The sequence below is a fragment of the Planococcus alkaliphilus genome (genome assembly GCF_057031095.1).
Window position 1 is genome coordinate 2,517,605 of record NZ_CM168060.1, and the last position, 12,079, is coordinate 2,529,683.

General features: G+C 41.4%; 11 protein-coding genes and 1 other annotated feature. Of the genes, 2 read left to right on the forward strand and 9 right to left on the reverse strand.

All coding sequences use genetic code 11. From position 1 onward, the window contains the following. Window positions 1–44 precede the first annotated feature (44 nt). The 9 genes from AC2EXB_RS13490 to AC2EXB_RS13530 all read right to left on the reverse strand — a co-directional run bounded on the left by AC2EXB_RS13490 (window position 45) and on the right by AC2EXB_RS13530 (window position 10,109). A complete protein-coding gene (locus AC2EXB_RS13490; protein ID WP_483601962.1) occupies window positions 45–1,175 on the reverse strand; it encodes a competence protein CoiA in 1,131 nt (376 codons plus the stop codon). 26 nt (window positions 1,176–1,201) lie between these two features. Next, window positions 1,202–1,858 (reverse strand): adaptor protein MecA, encoded by a 657-nt coding sequence (gene mecA / locus AC2EXB_RS13495; protein ID WP_483601963.1) that lies wholly within the window; start codon window positions 1,856–1,858, stop codon window positions 1,202–1,204. A gap of 244 nt (window positions 1,859–2,102) precedes the next feature. Further along, window positions 2,103–2,498, reverse strand: coding sequence for a transcriptional regulator SpxA (gene spxA, locus AC2EXB_RS13500; RefSeq protein ID WP_006829729.1), 396 nt, complete (start codon window positions 2,496–2,498; stop codon window positions 2,103–2,105). A gap of 430 nt (window positions 2,499–2,928) precedes the next feature. Next, entirely contained in the window at window positions 2,929–4,104 is a 1,176-nt protein-coding gene (locus AC2EXB_RS13505) for a putative glycoside hydrolase (protein ID WP_483604753.1), read from the reverse strand. 143 nt (window positions 4,105–4,247) lie between these two features. Beyond that, entirely contained in the window at window positions 4,248–5,186 is a 939-nt protein-coding gene (locus AC2EXB_RS13510; RefSeq protein ID WP_235196752.1) for an ABC transporter ATP-binding protein, read from the reverse strand. Continuing rightward, a complete protein-coding gene (locus AC2EXB_RS13515) occupies window positions 5,186–6,241 on the reverse strand; it encodes an ABC transporter ATP-binding protein (protein WP_235196753.1) in 1,056 nt (351 codons plus the stop codon). Before AC2EXB_RS13515 ends, AC2EXB_RS13510 begins: the two co-directional genes overlap by 1 nt. Window positions 6,242–6,254: 13 nt before the next feature. Further along, complete coding sequence (gene opp3C / locus AC2EXB_RS13520; protein ID WP_246807355.1) at window positions 6,255–7,274, reverse strand: oligopeptide ABC transporter permease; 1,020 nt, start codon at window positions 7,272–7,274, stop codon at window positions 6,255–6,257. Next, the gene (opp3b, locus tag AC2EXB_RS13525; protein ID WP_483601964.1) at window positions 7,274–8,209 is read right to left on the reverse strand and encodes an oligopeptide ABC transporter permease; all 936 of its coding nucleotides are present in this window, start codon (window positions 8,207–8,209) and stop codon (window positions 7,274–7,276) included. Before opp3b ends, opp3C begins: the two co-directional genes overlap by 1 nt. A 190-nt stretch (window positions 8,210–8,399) precedes the next feature. Next, window positions 8,400–10,109, reverse strand: a complete 1,710-nt coding sequence (locus AC2EXB_RS13530; protein ID WP_052650970.1) for a peptide ABC transporter substrate-binding protein — start codon at window positions 10,107–10,109, stop codon at window positions 8,400–8,402. A gap of 242 nt (window positions 10,110–10,351) precedes the next feature. On the opposite strand from AC2EXB_RS13530, the gene AC2EXB_RS13535 reads away from it, so the two are divergent. Both AC2EXB_RS13535 and trpS read left to right on the forward strand, forming a co-directional pair. Then, on the forward strand, window positions 10,352–10,693 hold the full coding sequence (locus AC2EXB_RS13535) for a DUF3899 domain-containing protein (protein ID WP_483601965.1): 342 nt from the start codon (window positions 10,352–10,354) through the stop codon (window positions 10,691–10,693). A gap of 44 nt (window positions 10,694–10,737) precedes the next feature. Then, window positions 10,738–10,950, forward strand: a binding site (T-box leader). A gap of 46 nt (window positions 10,951–10,996) precedes the next feature. Continuing rightward, complete coding sequence (gene trpS / locus AC2EXB_RS13540) at window positions 10,997–11,989, forward strand: tryptophan--tRNA ligase (RefSeq protein WP_483601966.1); 993 nt, start codon at window positions 10,997–10,999, stop codon at window positions 11,987–11,989. The last annotated feature ends 90 nt before the right edge of the window (window positions 11,990–12,079 follow it).

Here is a 12,079-nt window from a genome sequence, read left to right on the forward strand (position 1 = left end):
TCCCGCTCTTTCGGGAGTCGAACTATAGCTTATTTTCTCAATCTTCATACGCTATTGCAATAGTTATCATATAAAAGCTCAAGTGTTCTTGTAAAGTTATCTGACTGTCCGGTCAAAATAATGGAAATCTCAATATATTGCTCCAATAATTTTACTGCTTCACCGAAATATCGCGGATCTGCCAATAAAACTTTTCCGCTTTCGACTAACTCAGACATCGGCACTTGTAGCTTGAATGCCTCAAGGGCCAATAGTTGCCACAACACGGCATGCTGCCGGAAAATGCTTGCACCAATAAACGGGAGGCCGATTGAGTCCGGCAGCCTGTCCCTATCCAGCTGGAGCGCATAGCACGCACGCCAAAAAGGATTGCGCATCCTGTTCTTCGCAAACAGTTGACTCTGGATAAATTGAAGGCGTACTTTTGAGAAAAGAACACAAACGTGGCTGAATTCCTCTTTACTTAAGCGCCTAGGCACAGCAAAAGGAAACGATTGGCGTGAAGCTTCCAAGGATTTGACCTTTCCAATCCTTCGGCTGCCGCTAACGTAAAACAAGTTTGAATAATAATAAAACCGATTGTCATCAGGACAAAAAGCCAGTAAATAAGGGTTTTTATCTTTTCGCTGAAACAATTCAGTTTCATAAGCTTTCAGCCGGATTTCTTGGATTGATTCGTTTGGAGGGTTTTTTAAGCCGCCGATCCAGATTGGATCAATTTTTAGCTGTGAATAGCCTGTTGACCGCTGAATTACTTTATTCGGAGGAATCGTACTGCATTGAAATTCAATCGCCGTCTGTCCTTCTACGAGCAAATCTGCACGTTGGCGAATGGCGGGCAGGAATTTCTCAAGTTCACTTTGTAACTGATGTTTTTGGAAGAATTGATGAAGTGAAAGTTTGCCATGAAGATGCAAAGAGGACTCAGGTTCATTGGAATAGTCGCAACCTGAAAGCGTTTTATGGGCGAAATGGGGGATTTTAATGTCACCGACCTTTAAAACGACCGGCGTAAAACACTGGGTACAATAAAAAACTTCTTTTTCCCGAAGAGCAAGCAAACTCTCCTTTTGTTTAAAATGAGCAAGATTTATGATGGATCGATCCGCTAATGATGCGATTAATATCGAAAACACCTCCCGCTCAATTGTAAGAATATTTCCGGATATAAGCAATAAAAAAATCCCCTGCAAAGGGGATTTTATCCGAAATAATAAAGTACATTCGACAAAGCGTCTTGTTTAAAGATCTCTTTGCCATATTCCTCTAAACGATGGATTGTCAGAGGCGAACTTTGTAGGTACTCGGAAATGATGCTGGTGTTATCTTTGACGTCGTCTTCTGAATGCAGCAGGTCATCAAAGCTCACATGAAGATAATACTTGTTTTCAAAATGATACAAAGCAGTTTCAATCGGCACATACATTAAGCGCCGGGCAATTGGCAATAACTCGTCTACTTCGGTAAATGCATAAGTAAATTCAAGTTTCTTCAGATCCGGCTCATCAAATACCGGTTCGAATTCATCGAAATCAGCTGTATTGGGATCATCACTTGAAAACATTTTGCGGCGTTCTTCTATATCATCAGGCATATCAATCTTCTGCCCGTCTTTCGTCAATTGTGCACGAGTAACTGTAACTTCAAGTCCTTTATCCATAGCTTGGACTTGAATCCATAAAGGCCCTTCCATTACAAAGTCAGCCTCTTCATTCACTTCGTCCATCATTTCCCAAAAAAGTTCTTCACTTTTATCTCTGTTAAACCATATTTCATCACGGCTGAAACCCCGTTCTTCAACGTCGAGATAGGAAATGTAAAATTTAACTGTATTGTCATTGATTCTTTCGATTTCCATTTTACACCTCTCCTTTCGAAATGGACTAAGAGGATCGTCCTTATATGCCGTGCTTGTGTTACTAATACTAGTATATCGTGTTTCTTAAGAGAAGAAAAAGTTTCTGCCTGAATCATTTAGTAACTCTTAAGTACATAAGAGTCTAGATTATTTCACCAAATTATGCAACTATTTTAGATAAAGAAAAGCTGCCCATGATTTCCTTATGAAAGTTCATAAAGACTGGACAGCTTTCGTAGCTTTTTTAGTTCACCATACGCTGCGCTTCGAGCAATTGGTAAGCACGAACTTTGCGCGGAAGGAAACGGCGAATTTCGTCTTCATTATATCCAACTTGCAGACGCTTTTCATCCATGATAATAGGACGGCGCAATAATCCAGGATGCTCTTGGATTAACTCATATAAGCGTTGAAGAGGCAGACTCTCAACATCAACATTTAATTTCTGGAAAATTTTCGAACGAGTCGAAATTATCTCATCTGTTCCATCTTCTGTCATGCGAAGGATTTCTTTGATCTCGCTGATCGTTAACGGTTCAGAAAATATATTGCGTTCAGTATATGGAATTTCGTGTTCTTCTAGCCACGCTTTTGCTTTCCGGCAAGACGTGCAGCTTGGAGAAGTAAATAGAGTTACCATCATAGTGGAACACTTCCTTTCGGATTCAGGTTAAATCATATTAGAAATTTATTAAATTAGAATCACTATAATATAGAAGCTCTACATTCATTATACAATATTAGCTTTCAATTGAACATACCTTAGACAAAAAAACTATTACTTTTGTAGAGTTTGTCACATTATCGTTATAATTTCACGGCTTCAATCTCTCGTACATATTATTAAAAATACCCGCATCCTGTCCCTATTAAACCCTATTGTAAAAAAAATTATTCTCAATTACAATTGGAGATTTGAAAATAAAGTCTTCTCTTTATAGTACGTTTCACCTTTTAAATAGTTTCGTCTGCTTGAGAAAAAGTCCGGAATCTTTTATTTTTCTTATTCACTAAAAAGCCGCAAGAGGAATTTGGCGCTTTTCCTCTTGCGGCTGCATCATGCTGCTCCATTATTCAGGTGTATAATCGACGCCAGTCGAATAACTATTGCCAGCATTCCATAGAAGATATTCTTCAATTCCATTATCATGTAATGCTTTGATCTGTGCTTCCACTTCCGCTTTTCCATAGTTCAAGTAATTTCCTGCTCCTAAATAGGAAGCTGTAAAATCTTGAAGCCAAGGACGGGATACAGGTGGATCTTTCAATTCGCCCAGCTTTTTATTTTCTACTTTTGCGTATTCCGAAACTAATTTATACGGCTCTAAATCCGGCTTGGCAATTCCGAAATAAGAAGTCCAATGGCTAGGGTAGATCATAGATGAAATGACATCCACATTCTCAGAGATCTTCGAGAAGTTTTGTCCAATTCCAGGTGCTTCTGGCAGCGTAGCCGAATAGCCAAAGATGTCGACTGACACTTCAACATCATACGGTTTAAGCTGCTCCCTTGCGTATGCCACGAAATCCGTGACTGCTTCCACTCTTCTTTGGACAGGATCTAATTCCGAGTTTTCGTATTCTCCCATCGAATATTGGAGAGTATCTGCCCGTTTTTCAAATCCTTCAGGGAATCTCACATAATCAAATTGGATTTCCTTAAAGCCAAGTTTTGCAGCTTCAATCGCAATTTGGACGTTATAATCCCATACCTCTTTTAAGAATGGATTTACAAACGATTCGCCTCGTCCATTTTTCCAAACCCCGTTGCCCTCAACAAAGGAAAGCTCGGGTTTTGCATTGGCCAATTCCGAATCTTTAAAAACAACCACTCGCGCAATCGGGTAAATCTGTTTTTCTTCCATTCTTTCCAGAACTGCCCGTGGGTCTTTCATAAAAGGCTGCCCGATGCCTAGTTTAGCGAGCGGCGAGCCTTCTTCGGGTTTATATGTCAAATAACCCATATCTTCTTTGAAATCGATGACCATGGCGTTCAAGTCTGTTGTATCAATCAAATCAACCAGTTTTTCAAAACGCTCGCCGCCAGCAGAATGTCCCGTTACAAAAATACCTCTCACTGCATCAGGATATTCAAAAGTCAGCCCGGAATCGTATTTAAATAATTGTGAAGTAGCTAAAATGTCTTCATTCACTTCAAGCGAATGATATGTACGTGTTGTAAAATCAGGAGCCGCCTCTTTATCTCCAGCCGCCATAACTGTAGTAGATGCCATTGTGCTTAGCATCAGAGCGCTAATAACTGTAAATTTTGTCCATTTCATCATTGCCATGCACCCTCTCCATGTTCTAGTTTAATTTTATCATTATTTCAATAAATTGAAAGAAAAAAACGATGATTCCAAAGTATGGAATCATCGTTAGAGTTTTATTATTTTACTGCTACAGATGCTTTTAAGGATTGGAACTCACTTTCTGAACATTGAACGAAATGTCCAGGCGTGATTTCTCTCATTTTCACATCGTCCTTTTCCGTGTAATTATGAGTCGATGGATCGTAAGATTTACGGACCCGATTGCGTTCATAATTTGGATCTGGAAGTGGGATAGCTGATAATAGGGACTGAGTGTACGGGTGCATCGGATTATTGTATAAATCTTCTGCTGGCGCTAACTCAACCATTTTACCGAAATACATTACGCCGATACGGTCTGAAATGTATTTAACCATCGACAAATCGTGGGCAATAAATAGATAGGTCAACCCTTTTTCTTCTTGTAATTCTTTCAGCAAGTTTACAACCTGTGCTTGGATTGAAACGTCTAATGCAGAAATCGGCTCATCTGCGATGATAAAATCCGGTTCTACAGCTAGTGCACGGGCAATTCCTAAACGCTGGCGCTGTCCACCTGAGAATTCATGCGGGTAACGGTTCGCGTGCTCTTTATTCAAACCAACTGTTTCTAGCAAGTCAAAAACCATCTTTTTGCGGTCTGCTGCATTTTTAGCGAGTCCGTGAATATCAATGCCTTCTGCAATAATGTCCATTACTTTCATTCGAGGATTCAAAGAAGCATATGGATCTTGGAAAATCATCTGCATTTTGCGATTGAATTTTTTCAAGTCTTTTTTGGATTTTTTGCCATGTACATTTTCGCCTTCATAAAATACATCGCCAGAAGTCGCATCATACAGACGAATGATAGAGCGGCCAGTTGTGGATTTCCCACAACCGGATTCCCCTACCAATCCAAGTGTCTCACCGCGGTAGATATCAAAGCTAATGCCGTCTACCGCTTTTACTTCATTTGGTTTGCCAACATTGAAATGCTGTCTTAAATCTTTGATTTCCAGTAATTTTTCTGCCATTAAATTGCGCCCCCCTCATAATATCGGCTTCCTGGGAATTTCTTCATGCGCTCGATAACAGTTGCAGGAGGTTCCACTTGTGGAGCATCCGGGTGCAACAACCAAGTTGCAGCAGAATGCGTATCGCTGACTTTGAAGAATGGAGGGTTTTGCTCCATATCAATCTGCAATGCATATTCGCTGCGAAGCGCAAACGCATCTCCTTTTGGTGGATCTAGAAGATCCGGAGGAGTTCCTGGAATGGCATATAATTTCGCTTCATCCGTATCTAAAGAAGGCATAGAACTTAATAGCCCCCATGTATACGGATGCTGTGGGTTATAGAATATTTCATCTACAGTACCAATTTCCACAATCTTGCCGCCGTACATAACTGCTACTCGGTCAGCAACATTTGCAACTACCCCTAGATCATGGGTAATGAAAATGATCGATGTGTCGATTTTTTTCTGAAGGTCTTTCATCAGCTCTAGAATCTGCGCTTGGATCGTAACATCGAGTGCCGTAGTCGGCTCATCCGCAATCAAGATTTGCGGATTGCAGGCTAAGGCGATGGCAATTACGATACGCTGGCGCTGACCGCCTGAGAATTGGTGCGGATATTGCTTCATCCGCAATTCTGGCTTCGGCATCCCAACAAGGCGAAGCAAATCTATTGCCACTTTTTTCGCTTCTTCTTTGCCAATTTTTTGGTGTTTCAACAATGGTTCTGTAATCTGGCGGCCAATCGGCATCGTCGGGTTTAAAGAAGTCATCGGATCCTGGAAGATCATCGAAATGTCCTTGCCACGGATTTTCTGCATTTCTTTGTCGCTCAATTTCGTCAGATCACGTCCGCCGAATAGAATTTCGCCGTTTTTGAATTCTGCTGAGTTTTCAGGCAGTAAACGCATGATCGATTTAGTCGTAACCGATTTACCAGAACCGGATTCTCCTACAATCGCCAAAGTTTCGCCTTTATATAGATCAAAGTTAACGCCTCGGATAGCTTTGACTTCCCCACCAAATGTGTTAAAGGAAAGCTCGAGGTCTTTTACTTGTAAAATCTTCTCCATATAACTTTCCTCCTTAATCTTTCATCTTCGGATCCAGCGCATCACGAAGACCATCGCCGATCAAGTTAAAGCAAATCATGATAATACTTAATAGGACAGCCGGGAATGCTAAGATATGCGGCTGGTATTGAAGCAATTTATAACCATCGTTGATCAATGTTCCAAGCGATGCATCGGGTGCTTGAAGACCAAGTCCAATGAAACTTAAGAAAGCCTCGAAGAAAATGGCGCCAGGAATCGTGAACATCGTATTGATGATGATAATGCCTAACACGTTAGGCATTAAGTGTTTCCAAATAATGCGGGAATCGCTCGCCCCTAATGTGCGGGAAGCCAAAACGAATTCCTGGGATTTGTATTTCAGTACTTGTCCACGAACTACCCGTGACATCCCCGTCCAACCGGTGATGGTCAAAGCGATAATGATCGCGAGAATCCCCGGATCCATGATCAAGATGAAGAGAATAACAACAACCAAGTTTGGAATACCTGTTAAAATTTCGACGACACGCTGCATGATATCATCAATGCGGCCACCGAAATAACCGGAAATTCCGCCGTAAATAACTCCGATAAACATGTCGATTGCAGCAGCGACAAATGCGATGAATAGGGATACTTGCGTTCCTTTCCATACACGCGAGAACATGTCGCGGCCAAGCCCATCAGTTCCGAACCAATAGTTGACTTCAACATTTTTCATATCATACAAGTCGACTTCTTTGCCGCCAAGAGAACCTGTTCCATCCATGATCCCCAGTTTTTCAATTCCTGGAATCTTGGGCGGCAAGTTTGCATGCGTGATTGTTTGAGCATTTGGCTCATAAGGGCTGATCATTGGCCCAACAAAAGACATGATGACAATCAATCCGAAAAGGATGATACTGACGATTGCCCCTTTATTTTTCTTTAAGCGCATCCAAGCATCTTGCCAGAAGCTGACACTCGGCTTCGTGATGCGTTCTGCCTGTTTTGTGTCAACCGTGATGCGTTCAAATGAACCTTTTGGCAGTTTTTCTAGATTTTGGGTCATTAGTTTTTACCTCCTGAAAGACGGATGCGCGGATCGATAACGCCGTACAAAATATCGACAATCAAGATAACGATAATTAGGAAGACTGAGAAGAAAATCGTTGTGCCCATAATGATTGAGAAGTCATTCACCATAATTGATTTTACAAACTGCTCCCCGATTCCTGGAATTGCAAAAATTTGCTCGACTACTAAAGAACCAGTAAGAATACCGACTGCCATTGGCCCAAGAACCGTAATTAACGGAATCAATGCGTTGCGGATCGCATGTTTAAATGCAATTTCTGAACCGCTGGCGCCTTTTGCTTTTGCTAATGTGATGTAGTCAGAACCTAAAACTTCAATCATTTCTGTACGAATGAAACGAGCCGCTGTTGCAAGCGGGAACATTGCCAGTGCGATTGATGGCAGGACGCTGGACATAAAGCCGTCTTTCCACAAAGCAACAGGGAACCATTCCAGCTTTAAGCCGAACCAATATTGCAGCAAAGAAGCAAATACAAACGATGGTATTGATATCCCAATAATTGCAACTAGTGTACTGGAGTAGTCGATCCACGTGTTTTGCCGCAAGGCAGCAATCATTCCAAGCAAGATGCCGAGAATTGTTCCCAGTACCATACCTTGGAAACCAATTTGAGCGGACGGACCCATACGGCTAATAATCAGGTCTGTAACATTTGCTCCTTTAAATTGGTTAATTGAAATACCTAAATCCCCTTTTAACAAGCCAAACATATAGTCAAAATATTGAACAGGCAGAGGTTCATCTAAACCATACCGTGCTTCTACTACTGCCCTTTGTTCTGGAGATAATTTATCTGCGGAAGCGATAGGGGAACCTGGTAAAATCTTCATTAAGAAAAATGTAAATGTTGCAATCAATGCCAATGTGATCACCATATAGATCAATCGTTTGCCGATGTATCGTGCCATGTTGCACCTCCAAAAAATAATTCTATTTCACAAGCTATGTGCATTGACAATAGGCTTGTTCTTTTCGATAGTTAGCAGAAAATGGTCAATTTTCGGTGAATTCGCCTGCATTAGAAAAGAGAGTATATCGTCCAAATACCAGCGATATACTCTCTTTCTATTTGTTTTTCACAGAGGCCGGGTAATTAACTTATTTACCTGAAATGTAAGCCCATTTGTAGCTGTAATCTCCGCCGAATGGGTGAGAGATAATGTCATGCACGTAAGGTTTTTGAAGAGACATCAAACCGCGTTGGTAAATTGGTGCGATTGCAGCATCTTCTTCGATCAAGATTTGTTCTGCTTTAGCCATAGCTTCCCAGCGACCAGCAAGATCTTGAGCCAAATCGCCTTTCGCTTGATCAACTAAAGTATCGAATTCTTCGTTAGAGTAGGACATTTTGTTTTGAGCAGATCCTGTTACGAAGAGGTCAATGAATGTCATTGGATCCTGATAGTCAGGGCCCCAACCAGAGTTTTGGATATCATAGTCTTGTGCTTCATCAAGCTCTAAGCGAACTCCGAAAGGAACAGCTTTAAGCTCAAGAGTCAAACCTTCAAGGTTTTCTTCAAGTTGAGATTTCATGTACTCGTCCATTTTCTTAGCAAGCTCTGAATCTCCACCTAGCATTTCAAGTGTAACTTCAGTCAAGCCAAGCTCTTCCATTCCAGTTGCCCAGAATTTCTTAGCTTCTTCTGCGTTGAATTCGTTCATGTCGCCGTTAACTTCACGGAAGTCCGCGTTGTTTTCATCGAATGTGAATTCAGTTGGTACCAAGTAGTTAGCTGGCAATGAACCGTTTGCTAATACTACATCAACTAGGTCTTGTTTGTTGAAAGCCATAGAAATCGCTTTACGAATATTTACGTTTGCAAGTGGAGTCTGTTCTCCATTGCGCTCTTGGTTAAATTTCAAGTAGAACACAGTTGGTTCTAGTTCTCTTACAACATCTGGATCTTCAGCATATTGCATTGCGAATTCACCAGATAGACCTGTACGGTCTTTTTCGCCTGAAGTATAAAGGTTGATTGCAGTGCTAGTTTCTTTAACAACGTCTACGTTGATTGTTTCAAGTTTAACTGTTTCTGCATCCCAGTACTCAGGGTTTTTCTCCATAGACCAAGTCAAGCCAGTGCCATCCCAGTTTGTTAACATGAATGGACCGTTGTAAAGCAAGTTATCTGAGTTAGAAGCATAAGCATCGCCTTTTTCAGTAACGAAAGCTTCGTTCAATGGGTAGAAAGTTCCGAAAGCCATTAGTGACATGAAGTATGGGGTAGGGCGCTCAAGAGTAACTTCTAGAGTTTTCTCGTCAACAGCTTTAACTCCCAATTCAGCTTTGTCCATTTCGCCTGCAGCAATTGCTTCAGCGTTTTTAATCGTACCAGCCATCATGTATGGACCGTAAGGTGATCCAGTCGCAGGGTCGATCGCACGCTGCCAAGAGAATACGAAATCGTTAGCAGTTACTGGTTCGCCGTTAGACCATTTAGCATCACGTAATTTGAAAGTGTAAGTTAATCCATCTTCGCTGACTTCTGGTTCAGCTTCTGCAAGAGCAGGTTCAGCAACGTTTTCTTGGTTTAAACGGAATAAACCTTCGTTAACGTTGTTCATGATGTTGAAAGCAACGGCATCCTCAGCCAATGATGAATCCATTGTTGGGATTTCTGCACCTTCCATCAAGTTAAGTACTTGTTCAGCATCTGGTTCTCCTGCTGGTTCTTCTCCGGCTGCTTTATCGTCGCCGTCTGTCTCTGGTGTTTCAGCTTTATCGTCATCCCCGCCGCCACATGCAGCTAGGAAAGCGCTAAGAACTAAAACAAGGCTAAGTAGCCAAAATAACTTGCTGTTCTTCACTTAGGTGACCCCCTTAAATTTTCTGAAAAATTGGTACACTGTTTATTATACATAATCTTTTTTTCTTGTACAGTACTTTTTTTAAAAGTATTTACACTTTTGTAACAATTGTGTTTCAACATTATTACACAAAAAGCCGTGATTATTGAAGTTATCAGCATTTTCGAGGTGGAATTATTTTCATTATTTTTTTGATTTTTTTTTCAAGTTCTTCTACAATTAATAAGAATTGAGGTGCAAAAATGAAAAAAATGGTGATAAGTGTCATTGTTGTGCAGGTGCTAATTTTACTGACCATGCTCATTCGAAGCGAGCCTTTCTCCCTGCTTTCTTATATAAATAATTCGTTTATTTTTGGAGGGGTCCTGGTTTTTATCGGTTTATGGGTGTTTGTCATCAGGACAGGAGTTTTCGATATCTTTACACTCAGTATGCGGAAATTCTTCAAAGTCAGATCCACTCTCGAAGATGATGAAATGCGGGCCCCTTCCGAAATTTTCTCGCTGTCTGCTACACCGCTATTGATCATCGGCGGCGTGACATTGCTCTTTATGGCGATTTCCTTATTGATTTATGAACTTTAACCGTTGCACAAAAAAAGTTTTTTGTATTATACTTAGAAAATAAACATTGAGCGATGAGAAAGAAGAGTAAATGCAGTTTCTTCTATATAGAGAGCCTGTGGTCGGTGGAAACAGGCAGAGAGCTGCATTGAATGGACTTTTGAGCTGAAACAGTGAAGTAACAGTAGCCGTTTCCGTGATCTTCACGTTATGAAGAAGAGTGGCCAAATATGGCAACTAGGGTGGTACCGCGGAAAAACACATCATTCGTCCCTTTTCTACAGGGATGTGTGCTGTGTTTTTTTATTATGAGGAGGAAAAGCAATGAAGAAAAAAATCTTTTCAGGCGTTCAGCCTACCGGTACAGTCACGTTAGGAAACTATATCGGCGCGTTTAAACAATTTACAGATTTGCAAGATGAATTTGACTGCATTTTTTGCATCGTCGACCAACACGCCATCACCATGCCGCAAGAACGGTTAGAACTCAGAAAAAATATTAAGGCTCTTGCAGCTCTTTACTTGGCTGTCGGGATCGATCCCGAGAAAGTCACTCTATTTATCCAATCTGAAGTTCCCGCACATGCCCAAGCCGGATGGATGATGCAATGCATCTCTACTATTGGCGAGTTGGAGCGCATGACCCAATATAAAGATAAATCAGCGAAGACCGCTTCTGTGTCTGCTGGATTATTGACTTATCCTCCGCTAATGGCTGCTGATATACTGCTCTACCAAACAGATGTGGTGCCTGTTGGAGATGATCAGAAGCAGCATATTGAACTGACGCGCGATTTAGCGGAACGGTTCAACAAAAAATACAACGATGTTTTGACCATTCCGGAAATCCGCGTTCCGAAAAACGGCGCGCGCATCATGTCGCTGCAAGATCCTACTAAAAAAATGAGCAAGTCGGATGCCAATAAAAAATCTATCGTCACGTTATTGGACGATTTAAAAACGATTGAAAAGAAAATCAAATCAGCTGTGACGGATTCGGAAGGGATCGTCAAATACGATCCAACAAACAAACCAGGGATTTCAAATCTCTTGACGATTGAAGCCGCACTTACGGATGCAAGCATCGATTCGCTTGTTGCTAAATATGAAGGCGTCGGCTATGGCGACTTCAAAGCTTCTGTCGCGTCAGCCGTAACTGCTCACTTGGCTCCTATCCAAGAACGCTATCAGGAATTACTGAACTCGGAAGAACTGGACCGCATTTTAGATGAAGGCGCCGAAAAAGCGAATTTCTTAGCCAATAAGACATTAAAGAAAATGGAAAATGCGATGGGTTTAGGCCGCAAGCGCAAATAAAGAATGAAAGAGGCTGCATTTTGCAGCCTCTTTCATTTTTTCAGGATTTCCTGCGTGAAGCGCCTTATGCCTTTCGGGGCTAACGGGCCG

What these genes read in the sequence shown, in the direction of transcription:
- mecA (WP_483601963.1), bottom strand. Translation starts at nt 1,858, where the DNA reads ATGGAAATCGAAAGAATCAATGACAATACAGTTAAATTTTACATTTCC.
- spxA (WP_006829729.1), bottom strand. Translation starts at nt 2,498, where the DNA reads ATGGTAACTCTATTTACTTCTCCAAGCTGCACGTCTTGCCGGAAAGCA.
- AC2EXB_RS13505 (WP_483604753.1), bottom strand. Translation starts at nt 4,104, where the DNA reads ATGCTAAGCACAATGGCATCTACTACAGTTATGGCGGCTGGAGATAAA.
- AC2EXB_RS13510 (WP_235196752.1), bottom strand. Translation starts at nt 5,186, where the DNA reads ATGGCAGAAAAATTACTGGAAATCAAAGATTTAAGACAGCATTTCAAT.
- AC2EXB_RS13515 (WP_235196753.1), bottom strand. Translation starts at nt 6,241, where the DNA reads ATGGAGAAGATTTTACAAGTAAAAGACCTCGAGCTTTCCTTTAACACA.
- opp3C (WP_246807355.1), bottom strand. Translation starts at nt 7,274, where the DNA reads ATGACCCAAAATCTAGAAAAACTGCCAAAAGGTTCATTTGAACGCATC.
- opp3b (WP_483601964.1), bottom strand. Translation starts at nt 8,209, where the DNA reads ATGGCACGATACATCGGCAAACGATTGATCTATATGGTGATCACATTG.
- AC2EXB_RS13535 (WP_483601965.1), top strand. Translation starts at nt 10,352, where the DNA reads ATGAAAAAAATGGTGATAAGTGTCATTGTTGTGCAGGTGCTAATTTTA.
- trpS (WP_483601966.1), top strand. Translation starts at nt 10,997, where the DNA reads ATGAAGAAAAAAATCTTTTCAGGCGTTCAGCCTACCGGTACAGTCACG.